At 42.8% G+C, this 23,233-nt stretch carries 24 protein-coding genes and 1 tRNA gene; 21 read left to right on the top strand and 4 right to left on the bottom strand.

The genetic code is table 11. The features are described from left to right. The first annotated feature begins 9 nt into the window (after positions 1–9). Positions 10–186: a hypothetical protein gene (locus tag AC6UD2_RS02285; protein WP_156112334.1), complete on the top strand. Its 177-nt coding sequence runs from the start codon at positions 10–12 to the stop codon at positions 184–186. A gap of 107 nt (positions 187–293) precedes the next feature. Here AC6UD2_RS02285 and AC6UD2_RS02280 read toward each other — a convergent pair. Next, positions 294–366, bottom strand: a tRNA-Lys gene (locus tag AC6UD2_RS02280). 253 nt (positions 367–619) lie between these two features. Between AC6UD2_RS02280 and yycF the strand changes: the two genes are divergently transcribed. The 8 genes from yycF to AC6UD2_RS02240 all read left to right on the top strand — a co-directional run bounded on the left by yycF (position 620) and on the right by AC6UD2_RS02240 (position 9,595). Beyond that, on the top strand, positions 620–1,333 hold the full coding sequence (gene yycF / locus AC6UD2_RS02275) for a response regulator YycF (RefSeq protein WP_039143559.1): 714 nt from the start codon (positions 620–622) through the stop codon (positions 1,331–1,333). Positions 1,334–1,367: 34 nt separating this feature from the next. Beyond that, positions 1,368–3,224, top strand: coding sequence for a cell wall metabolism sensor histidine kinase WalK (walK, locus tag AC6UD2_RS02270; RefSeq protein WP_010022204.1), 1,857 nt, complete (start codon positions 1,368–1,370; stop codon positions 3,222–3,224). Continuing rightward, complete coding sequence (locus tag AC6UD2_RS02265) at positions 3,208–4,518, top strand: YycH family regulatory protein (protein WP_500697900.1); 1,311 nt, start codon at positions 3,208–3,210, stop codon at positions 4,516–4,518. The genes walK and AC6UD2_RS02265 overlap by 17 nt, the downstream gene beginning before the upstream one ends. Further along, positions 4,518–5,363 (top strand): two-component system regulatory protein YycI, encoded by an 846-nt coding sequence (locus AC6UD2_RS02260; protein ID WP_039143549.1) that lies wholly within the window; start codon positions 4,518–4,520, stop codon positions 5,361–5,363. Before AC6UD2_RS02265 ends, AC6UD2_RS02260 begins: the two co-directional genes overlap by 1 nt. A gap of 31 nt (positions 5,364–5,394) precedes the next feature. Next, positions 5,395–6,183, top strand: a complete 789-nt coding sequence (locus AC6UD2_RS02255) for an MBL fold metallo-hydrolase (protein ID WP_500697933.1) — start codon at positions 5,395–5,397, stop codon at positions 6,181–6,183. 59 nt (positions 6,184–6,242) lie between these two features. Next, positions 6,243–7,508 (top strand): S1C family serine protease, encoded by a 1,266-nt coding sequence (locus tag AC6UD2_RS02250; protein WP_039143547.1) that lies wholly within the window; start codon positions 6,243–6,245, stop codon positions 7,506–7,508. Positions 7,509–8,082: 574 nt separating this feature from the next. Next, positions 8,083–8,562, top strand: a complete 480-nt coding sequence (gene rlmH, locus AC6UD2_RS02245) for a 23S rRNA (pseudouridine(1915)-N(3))-methyltransferase RlmH (RefSeq protein ID WP_500697899.1) — start codon at positions 8,083–8,085, stop codon at positions 8,560–8,562. Positions 8,563–8,977: 415 nt separating this feature from the next. After that, complete coding sequence (locus AC6UD2_RS02240; RefSeq protein ID WP_052236565.1) at positions 8,978–9,595, top strand: YczE/YyaS/YitT family protein; 618 nt, start codon at positions 8,978–8,980, stop codon at positions 9,593–9,595. Positions 9,596–9,640: 45 nt separating this feature from the next. Here the strand turns inward: AC6UD2_RS02240 and AC6UD2_RS02235 are convergent, their stop codons facing one another. Further along, positions 9,641–10,384: a DsbA family oxidoreductase gene (locus tag AC6UD2_RS02235; RefSeq protein ID WP_052236564.1), complete on the bottom strand. Its 744-nt coding sequence runs from the start codon at positions 10,382–10,384 to the stop codon at positions 9,641–9,643. A 78-nt stretch (positions 10,385–10,462) separates the two neighbouring features. Continuing rightward, positions 10,463–10,678, bottom strand: a complete 216-nt coding sequence (locus tag AC6UD2_RS02230) for a hypothetical protein (protein ID WP_039143542.1) — start codon at positions 10,676–10,678, stop codon at positions 10,463–10,465. Between the two features lie 200 nt (positions 10,679–10,878). Here AC6UD2_RS02230 and AC6UD2_RS02225 point away from each other — a divergent pair, with 200 nt between their 5' ends. Beyond that, positions 10,879–11,463 (top strand): NADPH-dependent FMN reductase, encoded by a 585-nt coding sequence (locus AC6UD2_RS02225; RefSeq protein ID WP_039143539.1) that lies wholly within the window; start codon positions 10,879–10,881, stop codon positions 11,461–11,463. Between the two features lie 81 nt (positions 11,464–11,544). Here the strand turns inward: AC6UD2_RS02225 and AC6UD2_RS02220 are convergent, their stop codons facing one another. Then, entirely contained in the window at positions 11,545–11,724 is a 180-nt protein-coding gene (locus AC6UD2_RS02220; protein WP_029327145.1) for a hypothetical protein, read from the bottom strand. Between the two features lie 299 nt (positions 11,725–12,023). Between AC6UD2_RS02220 and AC6UD2_RS02215 the strand changes: the two genes are divergently transcribed. The 11 genes from AC6UD2_RS02215 to AC6UD2_RS02165 all read left to right on the top strand — a co-directional run bounded on the left by AC6UD2_RS02215 (position 12,024) and on the right by AC6UD2_RS02165 (position 23,183). Further along, positions 12,024–12,182, top strand: a complete 159-nt coding sequence (locus AC6UD2_RS02215; RefSeq protein ID WP_156112332.1) for a hypothetical protein — start codon at positions 12,024–12,026, stop codon at positions 12,180–12,182. 451 nt (positions 12,183–12,633) lie between these two features. Next, positions 12,634–13,869 carry an arginine deiminase gene (locus tag AC6UD2_RS02210; RefSeq protein WP_500697898.1) on the top strand — a complete coding sequence of 412 codons (1,236 nt, stop codon included), beginning with the start codon at positions 12,634–12,636 and terminating at the stop codon, positions 13,867–13,869. A 17-nt stretch (positions 13,870–13,886) separates the two neighbouring features. Next, entirely contained in the window at positions 13,887–14,936 is a 1,050-nt protein-coding gene (argF, locus tag AC6UD2_RS02205) for an ornithine carbamoyltransferase (protein WP_500697897.1), read from the top strand. 79 nt (positions 14,937–15,015) lie between these two features. Continuing rightward, positions 15,016–16,434, top strand: a complete 1,419-nt coding sequence (locus AC6UD2_RS02200) for a basic amino acid/polyamine antiporter (protein WP_500697896.1) — start codon at positions 15,016–15,018, stop codon at positions 16,432–16,434. Position 16,435: 1 nt separating this feature from the next. Continuing rightward, the gene (gene arcC, locus AC6UD2_RS02195) at positions 16,436–17,359 is read left to right on the top strand and encodes a carbamate kinase (protein WP_039143528.1); all 924 of its coding nucleotides are present in this window, start codon (positions 16,436–16,438) and stop codon (positions 17,357–17,359) included. Positions 17,360–18,010: 651 nt separating this feature from the next. Next, entirely contained in the window at positions 18,011–18,676 is a 666-nt protein-coding gene (locus AC6UD2_RS02190; RefSeq protein WP_500697895.1) for an SDR family oxidoreductase, read from the top strand. Positions 18,677–18,690: 14 nt separating this feature from the next. Then, a complete protein-coding gene (locus tag AC6UD2_RS02185; protein ID WP_500697894.1) occupies positions 18,691–19,431 on the top strand; it encodes an SDR family oxidoreductase in 741 nt (246 codons plus the stop codon). Between the two features lie 11 nt (positions 19,432–19,442). Next, on the top strand, positions 19,443–19,712 hold the full coding sequence (locus AC6UD2_RS02180; RefSeq protein WP_500697893.1) for a hypothetical protein: 270 nt from the start codon (positions 19,443–19,445) through the stop codon (positions 19,710–19,712). A gap of 196 nt (positions 19,713–19,908) precedes the next feature. Further along, positions 19,909–21,168 carry a NupC/NupG family nucleoside CNT transporter gene (locus AC6UD2_RS02175; protein ID WP_500697892.1) on the top strand — a complete coding sequence of 420 codons (1,260 nt, stop codon included), beginning with the start codon at positions 19,909–19,911 and terminating at the stop codon, positions 21,166–21,168. Positions 21,169–21,300: 132 nt separating this feature from the next. Further along, positions 21,301–22,416 carry a YibE/F family protein gene (locus tag AC6UD2_RS02170; RefSeq protein ID WP_052236562.1) on the top strand — a complete coding sequence of 372 codons (1,116 nt, stop codon included), beginning with the start codon at positions 21,301–21,303 and terminating at the stop codon, positions 22,414–22,416. Beyond that, positions 22,413–23,183, top strand: coding sequence for a YibE/F family protein (locus tag AC6UD2_RS02165; protein ID WP_500697891.1), 771 nt, complete (start codon positions 22,413–22,415; stop codon positions 23,181–23,183). Before AC6UD2_RS02170 ends, AC6UD2_RS02165 begins: the two co-directional genes overlap by 4 nt. The last annotated feature ends 50 nt before the right edge of the window (positions 23,184–23,233 follow it).

Here is a 23,233-nt window from a genome sequence, read left to right as displayed (position 1 = left end):
AGTTAGAAGGTGTCCAACACGAAAAAACAACAAGTACTAGTCGGAATTTTTGCTTTCTTGGCGGCCATGTTTTTAATTTTGATCCCGTTTATTGGAGATCAAAAGTTAATCTGGATCGCCATTGCGATGACCGCTTTGTGTGCTGGTCTGGCAATTTTAACCGAGATTTTAGCTATTAAAAAATAAAAAAGGGAAGATCTACCGTAAGTAACAACGATGGAGGTCTTCCTTTTTGTGTGAAATGAGGTAATAAAAAAAGGATCATGGTTTAAAACCATGATCCTGATATATGATGGGCAGTCAGGGGTTCGAACCCTGGACCCACGGATTAAGAGTCCGTTGCTCTGCCAGCTGAGCTAACTGCCCAAATCAAAAGTACATTTATTATAATAGCATACCGCCAAAACCCATGCAACACTATTTTATAAAAAATTACAAAACAAGTGGTGTTAGAAGGGTCTTCCGTTGAGCCGTTGTTAATTAATAACAGTTGTTGAATAACGTGAAGCTAGTAATTTGATGTGTTACAATTTAACTAGGATTGAGCATAAAATAAGACTTGATTCTAAACTCGATTGTAATAGGGATTACCGCTAGTCCAAAGGAGACAAATAACATTATGAAGAAAAAAATTCTAGTTGTCGATGACGAAAAGCCAATTACAGATATTGAAAAATTTAGTTTAACCAAAGAAGGATTTGACGTTGATGTAGCTCACGATGGACAAGAAGCCCTCGACAAAGTCGATAGTAACACACCTGACCTCATTATCCTTGATTTAATGCTTCCCAAGGTTGACGGACTGGAAGTTGCCAAGGAAGTTCGAAAGACACACAACATGCCGATTATCATGGTAACTGCCAAAGACTCCGAACTTGATAAGGTCTTGGGACTAGAACTTGGGGCGGATGATTACGTCACCAAGCCATTTTCAAACCGAGAATTAGTGGCCCGGGTAAAGGCCAATTTGCGTCGGCAAAACATCACCGGTTCAGCTGGTGAGGGAAAGGATGATAACCACGACATCGAGATCGGTGATCTGGTCATTCATCCCGATTCTTATTCCGTTACCAAACGCGGGAAGGGCGTTGATTTGACCCACCGTGAATTTGAATTGTTGCATTATTTGGCCCAACACATTGGTCAGGTAATGACCAGAGAGCACCTGCTTCAGACGGTTTGGGGCTACGATTACTTTGGTGACGTGCGAACGGTCGACGTTACCGTCCGTCGTTTACGGGAAAAAATCGAAGACGATTCAAGTCATCCAAAGTGGTTGGTAACCAGACGTGGAGTGGGCTACTACCTACGCGATTCCGAAAAGGAAGAATAACAAATTCGATTAATTTATTAGAGGTATTCATGCGATGAAGAAGAAAAGACGTTGGCACTTTCTGCGGTCGATTCACTTTAAGATTGCGCTGGTTTTCGCGTTAATGATGATTATCACCCTGGAAGTAGTGGGTGCCGTTTTTGTACGTCAACTCGAGTATCAAAATTTGAATACGTTTAAGGACTCCATTCAGCTGAAGCCCTATGTCAACACGTCCCTTAAGAAACAGTTAGCTAAAAAGAACCAAACCGACGCTAACAAGCAGATTCAGACCATCTTGGAAGACGTTGACACTAACAATTCTGATGACATTTTGGTGGTTGATTCCAGGGGTAACATTCGGGGAACCAACCAGAGCAGTGATCAGTCCTTAGTTGGACAAAAGACGACTGATAATGACATCAAGAATGCTTTAAATAATGGCAAAACGATTGAGAAGAACACCTATAGCGACGGGAACCGGTACTATACCATGATTACGCCTCTGATTAACAGTCAGGGAAACGAAAATAACATGGAAGGGGTCGTCTACGTTCGGGCCAATCTGAATCCGGTTTATCAAAACATTAACAGTATCACCCTAATTTATCTATTTGCGGCGATTGTTGCCATCATCTTGGGGCTGCTTTTGACGTTTATTATTTCGCGTGCGATCACAAAGCCGATTGACGCAATGAAGAAGCAGACGGAACAGATTGCCCGGGGAAACTACTCGGGACACGTCAAGGTTTACGGAAACGATGAACTGGGACAACTGGCGCGCGCCGTTAATAACTTGTCAGTGCGAGTTGAGGAGTCTCAGGAGTCCACGGAGTCCGAGCGAAGGCGACTGGATTCCGTCCTCGATAACATGACCGACGGAGTGGTTGCGACCGATCGCCGCGGGAACGTTATCATTATTAATGATGAGGCGCTCAGCTTCCTAGGGGTTACTAAGCAGCAGGTCATCGGGAAGTCCATTCTGGATGTCCTGCATCTCCGTGATCGGTTCACCCTAAAGGATCTCATTGAGGACCCTGGTCAGGTGAACTTGGACTTTTCTGATCGTGATCACAAGTTGATTCTATCGGCTCATTTCTCACTGATTCAACGGGAATCGGGTTTCATTAATGGACTTGTTTGTGTCTTTCATGACATTACCCTGCAACAGAAGATTGATGACGACCGAAAACAATTTGTATCGAACGTTTCTCACGAATTAAGAACCCCATTAACCAGTGTCCATTCCTACATCGAGGCTTTACAAGATGGAGCTTGGAAGGACAAGGACCTGGCACCTAAGTTTTTGAAGGTAACGCAAGATGAGACCGACCGGATGACCCGGATGATTAACGATCTACTGACGTTATCACGAATGGATTCGGGCACTCAGAAATACGATACCGAATTAGTCAATATGAACAAACTCTTTAACTACATTCTGGATCGTTTTGACATGATCATTAAAACTGACGATAATCCGAAAAAGAAGTATTCCATCAAGCGTGATTTCACTAAACAAGACCTGTGGGCCGAGATTGATACCGATCGGTTTACCCAGGTAATTGATAACATCATGAACAATGCCATCAAGTATTCACCCGATGGTGGTGTGATTACGTGTCGAATCTACGAACAAAAGAACCGGATCATCATGAGTATTTCCGATCAGGGACTTGGAATGCCGAAGAAGGCCATTAAGCACATTTTTGATCGTTTCTATCGGGTTGATAAAGCCCGATCAAGAGCCCAAGGTGGAAGTGGCCTTGGACTAGCAATTTCGAAAGAAATCGTGGAAGCCTTTGGCGGACACATCTGGGTTGATAGTGTCGAAGGAAAAGGATCGACGTTCTATATCTCACTACCAAATGAACCAGTCGAGGAGGATCTTTGGGATGAAGGAGAAGCTTAAACCATACATTTTACCAGTTTCACTGTGTATTGCTGTGCTGGTCAGCTTGGTTCTGATCGTGGCGCTACTGGTTAATCCAGCTCGATTTGGCAGCCGCATGCACCAGGATAAGTCGGCCACGCTTAAAAGTGAGGTCTCTTCTAAAAATCGCTACGACATCTATTCTCCAACTGAGATCATCAGAACCGCCAAGAGTGGCAAGCAGGGATTACTCACGAGTGAAACCACCAGTTTGACGGGGGAATTGGTCAAAAACATTGAAACTTACCACGTTGAATCGGTAAAGGAAGTTTCTCGGGATAACCAGAAACACTTTATTAATACCCTTAATTCTGATAACTCACTGATGTTGAACTATGGAAGCGAAATTCCAGTGAAATTGTTGAGTAAGATCTTTGATAGTAAGGTTGGAAGTAATAATTTCAACGTAAACCGAATGATCCTGCCCCTCGGTGACAACACCCACTTCTATCTTTTGGGTGATAATGGTTACCACGTTTATGAGGTAACCACCAAAAAACGAAATTTAAATCAACTTCAGAACATTCTGAATAAAAAGATTCAGTCCGTTAACGTTCAGATGCGGACTTTAAACGACCGTCCGTTTCTCTTCTACCCTAACAGGGTCAAGATGAGAAACTATGGTTACTTACTGGCTGAACAGTCACAGACCGCCTACATTAACCGGGTGCTAGGCAACACGACGGACACCAGTGTTAAGCATCGAAAGAAGAGTACCACCTACAGTAGTCGGGACCAGTCCCTTAATTTTGATAATGATGATAACGTGATCTATCAGGACTACAAACAGAACAAGCGTGAGAGAAGCTACGCAAACGTCCTTAATTCCGCTTATGGGTACGCTAACAAGTTGGGGATTCCGTTGGATAATGCCCGGTTTGACAGCTACAATCCGGTGAAGAATACGGTGACTTATCGAACCTTCGTGGAGGGTTATCCGGTCTTTAACCAGAAACGACTTGGAACCTGTTCGTTTACGATGGGGAACGGCGGAGCAACTCGCTACGAATTTTCCCTCCTAAGTTTTCAGATTCCAATTCCAACCAACGCGGAGAGTACCACCCTTCCAAGCACGGGAACGGTGCTGAATCAGTTATCCGCTGAGGGAATTGACATGAAGAAAGTGCGTTCAATCACTCTGGGATATCAGGTGGTTCCTGAGAAAAACAATAAACAATTAATCACCCTTCAGCCATCGTGGTTTGTGAACTACGACGGGTCCTGGATTAATTACCAGTTAATCGGTAATGGGACTGGAAAGGAGAGTTTCTAATGAATTTTAAGCGAATTCAAGAGGTCTTCTTGCTGGCTTTCATCATTTTGGACGTTTTCTTGGTCTTGATGATCGTTCAGAATCGGAACATGCAGTCGGAAAACACGAATCAGAGCAGTGCGAACGCTACCATCATCAAGGAAATGCGACGTGATGAGATTTCCGTTGGCAAACTATCCAATAAGCGCTCCAGTGGTTACTACATTTCAGCGACCAACGACGGTAACCTAGCGAACGAGATGGGAAACTTGAGAAATCAGGACGCTCGGTTTGAAAATGGTGCGGTGGTTAGTACCCTTCGGACTCCCGTTCAGTTTGATGATCGTAATCCCCAAAACACGATTGATCCGCTCATGAAGAAAAAGAGCTTCGTGATTAATGGTGACGATTACGAGTACGATCCAAACCAGTCCAACTCCAGTAAAATCGTGTACATTCAGAAGGCCATGACCAGTACGTTGATGGATAATAACGCTAAGATCACCTTTAACCTTGATGAGGATGGCGATATTAAGAGTTACACCCAGACGGCGCTCACTAACATTAAGATTTTACACGAGAGTGCGGAAACCATTTCCCAGGAGCGGGCATTGATCTGGCTCTACCAGTACAATGAAATTCCGAATAATTCCAAGGTTCTCTGGACCAGACGGTCGTACACTAAATTACTGACCATTAAGAACAACGGGGTTTACATCCCCACCTGGGTCATTGCGATTCAGACCCGTAACTCGAAGGACGTTTCGATCCGCAGAATTAACGCCTTTACCGGTTCGGTTCTGAAGACCGAGAACGTGCAGGGAAACTTTAAGAACAAAATTACAAGTGGTATGGAAGACAATTAGAAAGCTGGATGGAAAGTTGAACGATGATCCGATGAAAATTAGTGTCTTGTCGAGCGGAAGCGGCGGCAACGTCACGTACATTGAAACCAATCAGCACAAGGTGTTACTTGATGCAGGATTGTCTGGGAAGAAAATTGAACACCTGATGAATTCCATTGGACGAAGTTTAAACGACGTGGACAAGTTGTTCGTGACACACGAGCACACCGACCACGCGAAGTCCGTTGGAATCCTGGCACGCAAGTACAACATGGAAGTCTACGCCAACGAAAAGACCTGGAACGCCATGAGTCGTAAGATTGGTAAATTCCCGGAAGAACAGAAGTTTATTTTTGATCCCGATACCATCAAGACCTTTGGTGACTTAGACGTTGAGAGCTTTAGTGTTTCTCACGATGCGGCCGATGCTCAGTTTTACAACTTTCATGATGGCGACAAGAGTTTCGTCGTTTTGACGGATACGGGCTATGTTTCGGACCACATCGAGGGTGTCATCAAGGACGCGAACGCCTACGTCTTAGAGTGTAATCATGACGTGGAAATGTTGCGAAACGGCGACTATTCGTGGCCGACAAAGCAACGTATCATGAGTGATGAGGGCCATTTATCAAATGAAGCCGGTGCGGATGCGATGATTGACATCATTGGACGCGACACCAAGAACATCTTCATTGGCCATCGTAGTCACCACAACAACATGAAGTCGTTGGCGCACCTTACCGTGGCCTCGATGCTTGAAAATAAGGACTTTGGCGTGGGACACGACTTTAATTTGTTTGATACGGACGTTGAAAAACCATCTAATTTAATAACTCTTTGAGAATTATTGACCCTTTCTTAAAAATTATTTGCTAGAATAATGTTAAATGGGGTGTAAATATGAAGAGAACACATCCACTACTAACGGTTGCCATTGTAGCCTTAGTAGCTGGTTTATTGGGTGGCGGAATTGCCTATGGAGGGATTACGTGGTATAACGGCGGAATGTCTCTTGGCACGCAAGCTGTCCCTGCTGGTTCCAATCGTGGTGGAACCGCAAAAGTTGAGAATGTGAAGGTCAATGCCTCTAATCAGGCTGAAAAAGTCTTTAAGGACAACAAGGACACGGTGGTTTCGGTCATTAATACCGAGAAGACCAAGTCCAACGACTCCGATCCACTATCAGGAATGTTTGGTGGGATGTTTGGCGGCAGTGACGGAAATGGCAGTAACAATAATCCATCGCAAAAGGACCAGCAACAGATTAGTGAAGGTTCTGGAGTGGTCTACAAGAAGGATAACGGTTCTGCTTACATTGTGACCAATAATCACGTGGTTTCTGGTTCATCAAGTCTTGAAGTAGTCTTGAGTAACGGGCAGAAGAAGGAAGCCAAGCTGGTTGGTCATGATGCTGTGACCGACCTAGCAGTCCTAAAGATTAACGGTAATGGCGTTAATCGAGTTGCCAACTTCGGAAACTCTGACGACATTAAAGTGGGTCAAACGGCCCTTGCGATCGGTTCCCCACTTGGTTCGGAATACGCATCGTCTCTGACTGAGGGAATCATTTCCGCCAAGAAACGGGAAGTTCCGCAGGCAAGTACCGAAAATGGGCAACAGAATGCCAGTGCCGGTGATGCGACGGTCATTCAGACCGACGCCGCCATCAACCCCGGTAATTCTGGTGGACCACTATTAAACATTGCTGGACAGGTTGTTGGAATTAACTCCATGAAGCTGTCGAAGGATAGTTCTGGAACGAGCGTCGAAGGGATGGGCTTTGCAATCCCAAGTAACGAAGTCGTTCGGATCATCAACCAGTTGATTAAGGATGGAAAGGTCATTCGTCCGGAACTAGGGATTAAGTACGTAGACCTGGCTAATATCTCAGTTAAGCAGCAGAAGTCGATTCTAAAGCTTCCTGGGAACGTTAATGAAGGAGTTGTTGTCATGGACGTTAACGGTGGCTCACCGGCTTCTAAAGCGGGTCTCAAGAAGAATGACGTGATTACCAAGTTGGCTGGAAAAGCCATTACCAACCAGGGGAAGTTGCGTGATATCTTGTACGACCATAACGTTGGCGATAAGATCTCAGTTACCTATTATCGAAACGGCCAAATGAAGACCGCCCAGATCACGTTAGATCAACAAGCTAAACAACAATAAAATTAAAAAATGTTCGTCGCATCTACGACGAACATTTTTTTGGGTTCAAGATGGTAAACTGACAATTAATGGGGTTAATGAGATAATTAAAACGCTGATGAAGGGAAACAGCTGTTATTTAATGCACAAAAGTGTTTTTTTCGGAATTGATACGTTTCCTGGTAAACTCCGAACGAAAAGACGATTCTAAAATCGAATAATCAGAAAATGCTGATTTTGAAATGTCAAGGGGTAAAACACTGTGCATAACTTTGGGGATAAACTCATTGTGAAAACACAAAGACTGTAATTAAGGCTTTTATTCACAGTGGAAAAGTATTACCGAGTTATCCACAAGCAGTGTGCATAAGTTTATGTAACAAAATTTTATGAAAAAAAGAACGCTACAAACGTTGATATAACAGCAACAAAACTTGCGTTAACGAACATATGTATGGTTTATTTCTGTGGATAAATAAAAATGTTATTGACAAACGCTGGTTATTAACAGGTATTAAATTTTATCTAAATGTGTACATTTTGTGAAATAGCTTGTGGATAACTTTGTGGACAATCTGTTTAAAGGAGTCGACTTATGAACATCAAATTAGTGGTAGTTGGAAAATTGAAGGAAAAATACTTCAAAGACGGAATTAACGAGTACGCAAAACGACTTTCTAGATTTTGCAAGTTTAAAATTGTTCAGGTTCCAGACGAAAAGGCTCCTGAAACGCTTAGTAAAGCGGAAATGGACGATGTTATGGACAAAGAGGGAACTCGGATCTTGGCTAAAATCAGGGATCGGGAGTATGTGATTGCTTTAGCAATACAAGGAGAAGAACTCACTTCCGAGCAGTTTGCGAAAAAGATCCAGGATCTGACCACTTACGGGCACTCCGACATTACCTTTGTGATTGGTGGCTCGTTGGGGCTTGCTCCCAAAGTTTTAAAACGTGCTAATTTGGAACTGTCATTTGGACGCTTCACGTTGCCACATCAACTCATGCGGTTGGTGTTGACCGAACAAATTTACCGAGCCTTCATGATTAACAGTGGGAGTCCATACCACAAATAAAGCAAATTGACTTTTATTAGAATTTAAGCATATAATAAATATGTAATTAAAAAAGGAAGAGATGCTTGTATCATCTCTTCCATGTTCGCAAGTTAGGTGCGGTTACTGTGGTGAAGCTAATCAGTCATGATTAGCTTTTTTTATTATCGCATATGCTCTCGCAAGGTTAATCACGATTCGCGATAACACCCAAAGTCCTATTATATAGGACAATTTCCAGTAACCTTTCCTAGGTGATTTCATGTCCACCAACTCCTTTAATTAGGTTGGAGAAGTTTGGATATAACCACAGGCTTGCTAAAACGTTGTAAAGGTTCGCGAAACCTAAGCGCTCTATTTTTAATTATACAGCAAAATAAATGATTATTCATAGGAATTATTTCGGTCTCGTAGAAACGCCGAGAGGGTGTTAGAAATGAAATATTTAGATACGCATCACGTCATGCGCTTTTTAGTTCAGGTCTTAATCACAGCGGTTGGAACCGCCATTATCGCGGTGGGAATGACACTCATGCGCAAGGAAAATTTGGGGATGGACGCCTTTACCGCGCTGAGTGTTGGATTGTCGCATCACTTACCGATTGGACTGGGCAATATCCAACTGGGTGATTATCTGATTTTGTTAGTCATCGTATTGTTCATGGATTATCATCAAATCGGGTTTGGCACGCTCATTAACATGATGGTCGGATATGGCGTTCAGTATTTTACCCTTTGGTTTGGGGCGTACTTGGTTTTTACCAGTTTTTGGCTAAAATTACTTTTTGCCGTGCTAGGATTTCTGATCTTCACGGTGGGAATCGCCGTCTACATGTCGGCCAAGTTTGGGGTGTCGTCATACGACGCGATTGCCCCGATTTTCTCCAAGAAGTTTCACATGCCGTACTGGTCGGTCCGAGTGATCCAAGACGTGTTGTTCATGTTTCTAGCATTCCTCGCTTCGGGTCCCATTGGAATCATGACGATCATCATTTCGTTGTGTTCGGGACCATTTGTGGAATTCTGGGGCCGTCATCTAAATTTAATTCAATAAAAAATCCCGGTGGAAATTAATCCATCGGGAAAATTTTTTGGTCAATTATTTTTGATTATTAGCGTTAGGATCTACGCTGCAGCTTCCGCCTTCGCAGTTAGCACCCTTTGACTGGTCGTCATCGCCACCAACCATTTCGATTGGTTTAAAACTATCCCAGGCTTTGTCTAGTGCGGACTTGAAGACCTTAACTGGTTGAGCACCAGAAACGGCGTACTTCTTGTTGAAAACGTAGAACGGAACACCGTTGATTCCAACTTGTTGAGCGGCGGCTTCGTCAGCTCTTACGTCATTCTTGAATTTGTCACTGTCTAAGACGGATTTAACTTCGTCTTGGTTTAAACCAACACTCATGGCTAAGTCAGTTAAGACGGCGTTATCGTCAACGTTCAAGCCGTCGGCGAAGTAAGCTTCAAACAACTTGTCCATTAGTTCTGATTCTTTGCCCTTGGTTTCAGCGAAATGAAGCAAACGGTGAGCCTTTAAAGTATTGACCACTTTGATCTTGCTGGTATCCATCTTCAGGCCAGCTTCTTTTGCTAATTCGGTAATGGTTGATAAGAATTCGTCAACCTTTTCCTTGGACATTCCCTTTTCCTTGCTCATGTGGTCAGCCATGGTTTCTGGTTCACCAGAAGCGGTAGGATCAAGTTCGAAACTATTGTAATGAACTTCAACGTCATCTTTATGATCGAAATCAGCGAGTGCTTGCTTAAAGTGAGCACGACCGATGTAACAGAATGGGCAGGCGATATCTGACCAAACTTGTACTTCCATTTTCTTTGCCATTTGATTACCTCCTCCATCAAATTTACTAACTAAACTATAGTATGCAATTGGATCAATCACAATTATATTGACTGGAAATTACTTATCGATTGCGTTGCTTGTTCCAAGTAATTTATCGTTCTTGATGCGGTTTGGATCTTGTTGTTCGTTAGTACCTTGGTTATTTTGACTGTCGTTATTTTTTGTGTCTTTAGTTTCGTTATTCTCATTCGTCTTATTCTCGGCATGATCCGATGACTTTTTGTCAGAATCGCCATGGACTGATTTGAGAATCTTATCAAGCCAATTCTTCATGTTACTTCCCCCTCATCTACTTCTCAGTTCATTATAGTATAGTAAGATTTGATTGTAATGGAAGTTGATGAATTTATAAAGAATTATGCCACCTCAACTGTAGTTATCGAAACGAGCATTTTGCTTGCTTTTACTTTGAAAATTAAATAAGATACTTGTATAGGATAACTTACTTTTTGTGAGTAAAGGAGAGATATGGAATGAAAACAATTGATGTCATTTTAGGTAGTGCTCGTTCTAATTCGAGTGGTGCCGGGATTTTTAACTATTTAAAAAAGAATGCCAAAGAACTGGAATCTGATAATGGAGTCAAATTAAACTTCATGGCGATCAGAGACTTTGACCTGCCGACCTTCAACGAACCGCTTCCACCAATGGGGAACCCGGATCGTAAGCTAACTGGGGCACCTAAGAAGTGGATTGATAACGTTAAAGCAGGGGACGGTTACTTGTTCATCGAACCCGTTTACGACAATGGTTTGTCCGGGGCATTCAAGAATGCGTTAGACTACATCGGATTTGAAACGGCTGACAAGCCCGCTCGGATTATTTCATACTCTAGTAACGCCATGGCTGGTCAGGCTTCTGCTTTAGCACTTTTACCTACGCTTGCCATGTTAGGGATGGTTATGTTGCCACACATGACCATGATTGGTCACATCGATGACAACTTTGAAAAGGACGGTAACTTTGTAAGTAACGCGCCTTCAGAAGACTACTATTCTAAGCAGTTGAAGGATGCGGTAGCTGACATTGCTTCTTATACCAAGCTTTTAAATAAGTAGTCTGATACTACTAAAATTAAATACGTAAAAAAACGTCTCGTTTCTACTAAATTGTTAGAAACGAGACGTTTTTCTTTTCTATTAAAACATCATCTGAGCGACTATCAAGATGATTGAAATCAAAAAGACGGCCGTGATTATGTACTTGAAGAATTTGTTGATTTTGTTACTTCCCTCAGGAAACAACCACAGGATCATGATCAAAATGACGTTTAAACTAATGCCAACCCATGGATTGGGATGAAAAAGAGTCAAAACCATCAGTAACACTAGGATACACAGCTCAAGGAGCTCCTTAAAGATTGTCAACTTCCTAACCATTCCTTTCTTATGTATTTACTAAAAACACCAAATCCCAAGTAGACATGGAAATTTACTCAACTGATTTGGTGCACAGGTATGTTTTTAAAGTGGTAATGGGGATCAATGAATCATTTTCATTACCAAAATTAATTATACCATTGCGTTAAATAAAAAACTAGACCATTTTTAATTATCCTTAATGGTTGAAAAATCATTTCGATACTGTAGAATATTATATGTAACAGGGAGGGATCAGTATGAAATCGAAAAATAAATACAAAACGCTTTTTAATTCTCAACACTTGACTATTTCGGTTCACGTCAACAGTAAGAAACAGATTATTAAGGAAGCCAGTAAGCTGATTTTAGGATTGGCTTTAATTAAGGGCGTCGTTTTATTATGGCACCTAAAATAAGTTTGTGAAATTAAACTTTTCAAGCTTATTTTTTTCGCTATCAAAACATCCAATTTATCACTATTTAAAAGGTCTGAATCTTACCTGATACACTGTTATCACTAGTCTCACACATACAACAAGGTTAATTACTCAGGAGCAAAAATGTGTTACGTTCGAGCTCCTTTTTAAATGAAATAATTGTTACCTACGTAACTATTAAAAGGTGACTATAAAATGGATTAAAATGTATAAGTTTCCTAGTATATCAAGCTTCATCGCACTTTACAAATTATCAATCTCTTAACAATTTACCAATATTTGTGAAACAGTTATCATTATTGAGTTTACGCTACGGAACAAATTTTCTTCCAATAAAAATGCTTGTGCAAAATTGCCACAACCCGTACTATGAAGGTGGTTAAAACGTTTAACCATATGCACAAGTAACAATCTTATGAGGAGGATTATTATGAAATCTGCAATTGAAGTGAACTCAGAAATTGGGCGCCTTAAATCTGTTTTGATGCACAGACCGGGCAAAGAGATTGAAAATGTCATTCCAGACACCATGAAGCAGATGTTGTTTGATGACATCCCATTTCAAAAGATCGCTGATAAAGAGCATGATTATTTCACAAACCTGTTACGAAACCATGGAGTGGAAGTCGTATACATTGAAGATTTGTTGGAAGATATCTTGCAAAAAGATGATGTGAGAGATGATTTCGAATCAACTTATTTAAATGAGCACTACTACCAGGGAAGTTCTGCTGAAGACATCAAAAAATACTTTGAAACCCTCTCAATTCATGACCTCGTGAGCACCATTTATGCGGGCCTCAGGCGAGAGAAAATTCACTTTACTCATCCTAGTCTGCACGACGTTGCCGGAACCAACGCTTTTGATCCGTTTCTACTGGATCCACTTCCCAACGCCTACTTTACAAGGGACCCACAGGCTTCGATGGGATCTGGTCTAACCATTAACCACATGACCTTTGAAGCCAGAAGGCCGGAATCGCTGATTACCGAGTATGTGATGAAATACCATCCCCGGTTCGCTGGGAAGATTAACGTCTGGCTTGACCGTTACAATGACGCCCGGATTGAGGGCGGTGATGAGCTAGTCTTAAACGATCACGTGGTGGCGATTGGGTGTTCACAAAGAACTTCGACCCGGTCCATTGAAAAATTGGCCCACAAATTGTTTGAGGATCCTAATTCTCATTTTGACACGATCGTAGCAGTTCAGATTCCGCACAACCACGCCATGATGCACCTTGATACGGTCTTTACCATGGTCAACTATGATCAATTTACGGTATACCCTGGCATCATGAACGGTGGTAAGATGAATATTAACATCCTTCATCCTGGAAAAGACAACACCATCAACTTGGAGCACCGCACTAGTTTGCCAGATACTCTCAAAGAAGTCTTAGGACTTTCTGAGATTGACCTGATGGAGACTGGTAATGGTGATCCGGTTGCTGCACCGCGTGAACAGTGGAACGATGGTTCTAATAATCTGGCAATTGCTCCTGGCGAGGTTGTCACTTACGATCGCAATACCGTTACCATCGATTTGATGCGCAAACACGGCATTACCGTTCATGAGATCTATTCGTCCGAACTGTCGCGTGGCCGGGGTGGAGCTCGTTGTATGTCACAGCCCATCATTCGGGAACCAATTGAGAAAAATTAATTAGGAGAGTAAATCAGATGAGTACATTATTAGAGGAACTAAAATCAATGCAAGGTCGTTCGTTTTTAAAGGAATCAGATTTTACCCCAACCCAGATTGAGGCTTTAATTGATTTCGCGATTAACTTAAAGAACGAACACAAGAAGTACGGTAAGGTTACTAAGTACTTGCACGACAAAGACCTTGTCCTCTTGTTTCAAAAAACTTCAACGAGAACCAGACTTTCATTTGAACTGGGTGGAGACGATTTAGGTGGCAACACGGCCTACATTGATCCAACCTCAAGTCAGTTTGGGAAAAAAGAGTCGGTGGAAGATTCTGCCAGAGTCTTTGGTGAACTCGCCGATGGAATTGAGTACCGTGGTTTTGAACAATCCGACATGGACATCATGGCTAAGTATTCCGGTGTTCCGGTCTGGAATGGTCTTTCAAACGAATGGCATCCCACTCAGATTATTGCAGATTTCATGACCATTAAAGAAAATTTTGGTCACTTAAAAGGTTTAACTTTAACCTTCGTTGGCGATGGAAGAAACAACGTGGCCAATTCACTGCTAGTGACGGGTTCCATGCTGGGCGTAAACGTCCACATTGTGGCTCCTGATGAATTGCACCCCGAAAAATCCGTGGTGGATTTAGCGGAGAAATACGCTCAAGATTCTGGTGCGAAAATCATGATTACTTCTGACATCGACAAGGGTGTCAAGGGATCCAACATTGTTTACACCGACGTCTGGGTTTCAATGGGAGAAACTAACTGGCAACAACGAATTGACCAGTTATTACCATACCAAGTCAACATGGACCTCATGAAAAAGACGGGCACACCAGATGATGAATTAATCTTCATGCACTGTCTCCCCGCCTTTCACGATGACAACACGACCACCGCTAAAGAAGCTGTGAAAAAATACAAAGGCCTCGACAGTCCCGAAATGGAAGTAACCGACGAGGTCTTTAGAAGTCCTTACGGACGCCAGTTTGTTGAAGCTGGGAACCGTAAGCATTCAATTATGTCAATTATGGCCGCTACTTTAGGCGACCTAAGCATGTATAACGAAAATTAGATTTTACTAAAAGCATAAAATAGATATCAATGATACAATCATGTCCGAAGTTAGGATTTGAGAGGATTGCGTAAATTATATGGGAAATAAAAAGGGAGTTTCATTATTTGGATTAATTATGCTGGTGATTAGTTCCGCAATTGGTGCTGGAATTTATAATGCCAGTGAGCAGATTGCGGCAGCCGCCACTCCAGGACCTGCGCTAGTTGCGTGGGTTATCACTGGGGTCGGAATTTTTGCACTAGCGATGAGTTTGAAGTCTCTTAGTGAGGCTAAACCAGAGCTGACTGGTATTTCAGACTTCGCCAGAGATGGATTTGGTGATTTTGCTGGATTTCTATCAGGCTGGGGATACTGGCTTTCAGCATGGCTTGGCAACATTGCGTTTGCCACCATGATGATGTCAGCGATCGGTTATTTCTTTCCGGTTTTCCGATCAGGTAACTCAATTCAAGCAGTTATCATTGCGTCGATATTCACTTGGCTTCTAACGTGGTTAGTAACGATGGGGATTGAGAACGCGGCTTTCATTAATACAATCATAACTGTAATAAAAATAATCCCCTTGATTGCCTTCGCAATCTTAGGAATTGTCTTGTTCAAAGCCAACGTTTTCACGGCCCACTTTTGGGAGAACTTTAGCTCTAATTTCACGTATAGCCCCGCGACAGCAGTGGGGGTATTTGATCAAGTGAAAGGTTGTATCATCACCACCATGTGGATTTTCATTGGGATTGAAGGCGCCACAATGATGGCGGGCCACGCTAAGAAGCGTTCTGATGCAGCCAAGGCTACCATTATCGGAACCATTTCACTCTTGATCATCAACATCGTCATCGCGATGCTACCATATGGCTATTTACCCCAAGCAAAACTAGCTAAATTGAGCAACCCCGCCTTAACGTACGTCGTTAAAGATATGATTGGACCAATAGGTGCAGCTTTTGTCAGTATCTCACTCATAATCACAATGGTCGGTGCCCTCCTGTCATGGACCATGCTTCCGGTAGAAGCAACATCGCAACTGGCTGATCAGAAGCTGTTGCCCCGGTGGTTCGGTTACTTAAACAAGCACAAATCACCCTCACACTCATTATGGTTGACTCAGATTTTGGTACAAATTGTTTTGATTTCGTTACTATTTACCGACCAGGCCTACAACTTAGCAATTTCGTTGTGCACGGCGGCAATTGTGATTTGTTACGCGTTAGTCGGTGCCGATCAAATTAAGGCCGGACTTCAGGCGCATTCCGTAAAGAAAATGATACCAGGAATCCTGGCTTTATTGTTTGAGGTTGTCGGAATCACAGTGGCGGGATTACAATTCTTGTGGTTATGCTCAATTGCATACGTCCTAGGCTTTGGATTTTATATCAAAGCGATTAAAGATCAGGGACGCAAAATCACACCTTTCGAATGGATCATGATGGCATTGATAACGATTGCCGCCATTAGTGCGGTAGTTGCACTATTTATGGGAAAGATAGGAGTGTCATAGAATGAAAAGAGTCGTGATAGCTCTAGGTGGCAACGCGATTTTGACTGACGATCCAACCGCAAAGGGTCAAGAAGCGGCCCTAAAACAAACAACGAAAAAAATTGTGGAGTTCGTGCGCAATTCAGCTGAGAATGTTCAGTTAATAATTACCCACGGTAATGGTCCACAAGTTGGAAATTTGTTGCTACAAGAACTAAACGGTAGCACAGAAAAGAATCCGCCAATGCCACTCGACGTGGTAGGGGCAATGACACAAGGCGAGATGGGTTTATGGATTAGTGATGCCCTCTGCGATAATGATATGACAAGTTCAACCATTGTCACACGGGTGTTAGTTAATCCAGATGATCCCGCTTTTAAAGATCCGACGAAACCAATTGGTCCGTTTTACGCGGACGTTAACTCGATCTTAAGGGAACATCCAGACTGGAAGTTCGCTGAAGATTCCGGTCGTGGATTTCGCCGGGTCGTTCCATCTCCGCATCCCATCAGTATTCTTGAGGCCAAACAGATTGGCACGCTCGTTGACAGTGGTTTTACTGTCATTGCTGGTGGCGGGGGCGGAGTTCCGGTTATCATGACTGATAACGGGGATGTCGAAGGCGTGGAAGCCGTGATTGACAAGGACTTTACCGCTTCATTAATTGGTCAGATGGTGGAGGCCGATCAGTTAATTATTCTGACCGCAATCGACCAGGCTGCCATTAACTTTGGTAAACCCAATCAACGAGAGCTTGGACACGTGTCACTTGATGAGTTGGACATGTATCTGAAGCAGCATCAGTTTGGCAGGGGTTCAATGGAACCCAAGATTCAGGCTGCCATGCAGTTCGTAAAGAACACTGGCAAAGATGCTGTGATCACGTCGTTAGACAACGTTGCTGAATTTGAAAAGAACGGACGGGCAACCGTCATTAAAAAGTAAAGCGATAATAAATCACCCTATGACTATGTGAAGTAGTTATGGGGTGATTGTTGTTATAAAAGTAATTTCGCCTACTATTTATTCCAAAAAATTGATATGCAACATAGTTTATATGTTGCTAAAGATCATTCAAATTACTTAAGAGCTATTAAAAAAATAACTGTCTTAGCTTAGCCGAGCGGACAGTTATTATTAACATAATCAAGCTGCTACCTGGCAACTCTTGAAGCAGTTGTGTAATCGCAACTGCTTTTTTTACAATTAGATATTATCATACAGAAGAAATTTGTCAACGAAAACGATTTGACACAATTGTCACGAGTACAATTTAAAATTAAATGCTAAACTCAAAAGTTCCCTCACAACTATCAAGAATAATCGTAAGGGAACTTCAATGATACTTATGGGTCATAACCATCAAATAGAAAGGAGTAGTGCATCTTATTTGAAAACTACCGCTTTTGCGGCACAAACACAGTATACCATATAGAGTAAAAATGTCTAGGAATATTTATTTTATGTAATTGAAAAGAACAAATGAACCATTGAACCGTACCCAATAATCATGATTGGACTGGAATTGATATGCGCATTGCTATTAACAGCTAGTTGAATTTGTTATGCTTTAGATATAAATAGGAGGTATTAATTATGAAAATAATGATTATTGGTGGAACCGGTCGAGTTGGTTCTGACCTAGTAAAACAATTCAGAAAAAACACCGATGACGAGATTACCATTGCCGCTCGTCATCCTGAAGAAATTAAAATCGTGGACACCGTTGAGGAACGTCCTAAGATCAAGACCTTAAAGTTCAGTATCGTTGACATGACCGTGGAACAGATGGCTGATACTATGAAGGGGTTTGATGCCATCTACTTCACTGCTGGATCTGGTGGCCACAACGTGGTCCTCGTCGACAGTTACGGTGCCATTAAGACCATGCAAGCTGCTGAAAAGGCGGGCGTTAAGCGTTACATCATGTTAAGTTCAGCGTTTGCCTTGCAACCAGCCCAGTGGGAAGGTAAGAAACACTACGCTAAGTTACAGGATTACCAAGCCGCTAAGTTCATGGCTGACCACTGGTTGATTCATGATACTGACTTGAATTACACCATTTTACAGCCCGGAAGTTTGCTTGAGACTCCTGGAACTGGTGAGGTAACTTTCAACGATGATCAGCCAGGATCCAACTCCATCAACGACGTTTCCCAAGTTTTGTTTGATGTCTTGGATAATAAGCATGCCTTTGATAAGGTCATCATCATGCACAGTGGTGACATGAGTATTGAAACTGCGCTTAACAATTTGAAATAGTTAGGAGAGTTAAAATGGCTGTTAAAAATAAAGTAGTAGTAATCACGGGAGCTTCCAGTGGAATTGGTGAAGCCACCGCTAAAATGTTGGCAAATAACGGCGCCAAGGTTGTACTTGGCGCTCGGCGTGAGGATCGCTTGCGTGCCATTCAAGAGGACATCGAGGCCGCTGGTGGCGTGGTTGCCATTCAAAAGACTGACGTTACCAAACTTGATGAAGTCAGAAACCTAGCATCAATGGCCGTTGACCAATTTGGTCGCATCGATGTTTGGATGAATAATGCGGGTGTCATGCCTCAATCACCACTAATCAACGGTGATGTCAAAGGCTGGAACCAAATGATCGACGTTAACATCAAAGGTGTTTTGTATGGAATTAATGCATCACTTGATACGATGCGAGCTCAAGGTGACGGTCAGTACATCAATACGGCTTCGGTTGCCGCTCACACTTCTGGAATTAACAGTGGTGTCTACAGCGCAACCAAGGCGGCCGTTAAGATGATTAGTGATTCCCTTCGAGAAGAAGAGGCTCAGGCTAAGTCGGGCATTCGGGTTACCATGATTTCACCCGGTGCGGTGGCTACTGAACTCCCTAATCACATCACTGATCCGGACATCAAGAAGAAGTTTGAATCTTCCGATCTGACACCACTGAGTCCCGATCGAATTGCCCAATCAATCTTGTATGCCATTGACATGCCAAAGGATGCCTCGGTCAACGAGATTGTAATTCGTCCTACTGATCAGGTTTAGGGTGTTAGGCAATGAAATTAGATGTGTCAAAGCACGTGTTACGGGATGGTTCGTTTTTAATCATTGCCATCCTCTCCATCATGCAGTTTGCGCGTTACGTTTACACTCAGGAGTACCTACGTTCGGCAAAGTACCTGGTACTGTTTTTGATTACCATTTTAATGTACGGGTTTGTTCCAAGTCCGATGATCCAGTCAGGGGTTAACCTGATTATGATTGTGCTCTTACTGGGATTTACCTGGTACGACGAGCGGATTGATAAGCGACGTGAAAAGAAATAAACCAATAAGACTAGTTGTCGAATTTAATCGATAATTAGTCTTTTTTTACGAAAAAGTTTACTTATGGATGAACCATTTCTGGAAATGAGGTTGAAATAGTTAACATTTAATACTATTATTATAAAAAACAGGTTGTTTAGATTTTGTTATTTAACGAGATCCGAACATTGTATACAAAAATGGAGGAGAAAGTTCGATGAATTATTATCTAATCATTAACATCATTGGGGTGGCAGTCTTCCTCGGAATTGCCTTTTTGTTTTCCAAGGATCACAAACACGTCAATTGGCGCTCGGTTATCGTTGTTTTAGTTCTTAACTTGGTCATCGCGTTTCTCCTTACTCGATTCAGTTGGGGTCGAGACGCCGTAAAGGGTGCCGCAGAAGGATTTAACTGGATTGTCCAGGTAGCTTACACTGGGATCGCTTTTGCCTTACCAAACTGGGTCCACGTTAAGCAGATGAACTTCGTGACGTCCGCCTTGCTTCCAATTCTGATGATTGTTCCATTGTTTGATATCCTTACATACTTTGGAATCTTACCATTTATCATTAAATGGATTGGAATCGCACTATCAAAGATTACGGGACAACCAAAGTTCGAATCATTTTACGCCGTTGAAATGATGTTCCTTGGAAACACGGAAGCCTTAGCCGTTTCAAGTCTGCAACTGAAGCACCTGTCAGCGGACCGGCTCCTGACGATTGCCATGATGTCGATGTCTTGTATCACCGCTGCCATCGTTGGTTCATATACCCAGATGATTCCGGGTCAGTACGTCTTGACCGCCATTCCACTGAACATTCTGAATGCGATCATCGTTACTTCACTTTTAAACCCGGTTCGCGTTACTCCTGAAGAAGACACGATCGCTACGATGAACGAGCAGCCTTCTGAACAAGTAGCCGAGGAGACGGTGGCTGATAAGCCAGAAAAACCGAAAAAAGAACCATTCTTCTCATTTTTGGGTGATTCAATCCTTGGTGCCGGTAAATTGGTACTAATCATCGCCGCTAACGTTATTGCCTTCGTGGCCCTTGCCAACTTAATCAGTAAGCTACTAGGACTCATCAATCCTTGGCTTTCACTTCAACATTTACTTGGAATCGTTATGTTCCCATTTGCATGGCTCATGGGGATGGACGTTAACCACGCTTTCCAATTCGCTCAATACATGGGAACCAAGTTAGTAACCAACGAATTCGTTGTCATGGGTGCCATTGCACCTCACATCAACAACTTGCACTTCTTCCCAGCTCACTACCAAGCTCAACTATGTGTCTTCCTTACTTCCTTTGCCAACTTCAGTACCGTTGGAATGGTAATTGGATGTCTGAAAGGCTTGGTAAGCCGCGAAAAGAACGATGTGATTTCTCGAAACGTGGGATACTTAATTCTTTCTGGAATCTTGGTATCACTCCTATCGGCTGGAATCGTTGGCCTGTTCGTCTGGTAATCATTAAATAAAATTAACGACACTTCTGATTAGGTTCAGAAGTGTTTTTTGTATTCATTGAGAAAAACGCATGTTTAGTGAAACTTAATTTTGATATGATACACTGTTCTTAACTAATTAGGGGATGAGAATTTGAAACGAATCCATCCAAAATTTAAGATTCGTTGGCTCGCCATCGTCTTAGTGTTAATCTCGGGTTTGATCGTTGTGACGTTCACCCATTTTGACGCTCCCATGTACAAACAAACGGTGGCCCGGGTTGTAAACGTGCATAATTATGGCCGTACCTCACAAAGTGATGAATTTCAAAATCATGATTATCAAGAGAACCAGACCCTGACCTTGAAGGTCTTAAACGGTCAGTATAAGGGGAAAACCATCACGGCCAATAACCAGTTCTCTGGTTCTGGAGCGACCGACATGAAGTACCATCCTGGTCAACAGATTTTCATTCACGTTGCCAATAAGAATCTGAAGCGGTCGTCGATTTTGATTAATGGTTTTAAGCGTGATACCGCGGTTGTCTTCTTGATTTGGCTGACGGTGATGCTGCTACTGGTGATCCTGAAATTCAGTGGATCGATGGCGCTCTTGAGTATTGTCATCAACGCCATCCTGTTCTTTTTGGCGGTTTCAATTGACGTGGGAACGAGCTTTAACCCGTTCATATTATTTGCCATTTTGTCGGTGATTTTCACGATTGTCACCGCCGTGCTGATCTTTGGAGCGTCGAAGGAAACGGTCGTCACGATCTCGTCGACGATCCTGGGAACGGCGGTCGCGATTCTGATCGCGTTTATCGTCCTCTCGGTGACGCACGAACGGGGTATGAATTTCGAGATGATGGACTACGTGACCCAGCAACGCCTGCCGATCTACTTCGTCGGTTGTATGATTGGGTCACTTGGGGCCATCATGGATTTGTCCGCAGACATCACGTCCAGTCTGTTTGCGGTCTATGAAGAAGATCATAGTCTGTCGTTCTTTAAACTCTTAAAGAATGGGCAAAATATCGGGCGCTCGATTATGGGACCTTTGATTAACGTCTTGTTCCTGATCTTCGTTGCTGGAACCTTCCCAATGATGGTGCTGTTCTTAAGAAATGGAAACAGTTGGGGTTACTCGTTTTCAATGATCATGTCACTTGGAATTATTCAAAGTTTGATTAGCGCGATCGGTATCACGCTGACGGTTCCCATTACCAGCCTGATTGCGAGTGCGCTTTGTGAAATGAAGGTGGTCAAATGAGTACGATGACCGTCCTACTGATTATCCTGTTTCTGGCAATGCTGCTGGCAGGGGGATCTAAGGGATTTGTGGCCTTTATTGGCTTGTTATGTAACTTTGGACTGGTCTTCATGTCCGTCGTCCTGATTTCATTTGGAATCCCATACCTCCTTGTCACGCTAATTAACGCCGTCATCATCCTGGTCATTACGATTTACTTCGGCAATGAACAAGGACGAAACGCCGACGTGGCCTTCGTGACGTCGTTAATCGTGGTTGCCATTGTGATTGCATTAATCATTCCGGTGGAACACTGGGCACAGGTGCAAGGCTTTGGTCCTGAGAATACCGAGGACTTGGAAGGTATGTCGCTGCAAATTGGCGTGAAATTCCTCGACATTTCGTGTGCCATGACGATTTTGAGTTGCCTGGGGGCGGTTGCGGAAGCTTCCGTTGCCATGGCAACTGGTCTGGTTGAAATTCAGGACCACAACACGCAGATTTCCGACAAGGATTTCAGTTATATCGGAGTTTCGATTGGGAAGGAAATTGTCGGTACCGCCTTTAACACGCTGTTCTTCAGTTTCTATGGTGAGTTGGTCGGACTATTTATCTGGTTCGCCCGCCTGCACTACAGTATTGGAATGGTGATGAATGACAAAATATTTGCGTCTGAGTTAATCATGACGTTGATTTCGGCGATTGGAGTGGTTCTGACCATCCCAGTAACCATCGCTGTGATGTTGTATTTGAAGCATCGGAAGATGAAGAAAACAAACAAGGTATAAATACGTAAAAAGCCCTTCACATATGTGAAAGGCTTTTATTAACTTATGAA

This window comes from Fructilactobacillus sp. X2R5C2, assembly GCF_059901375.1.
The sequence above is the reverse complement of the archived record's forward strand: the minus strand, read 5'-3'. Positions and strand labels throughout refer to the sequence as shown.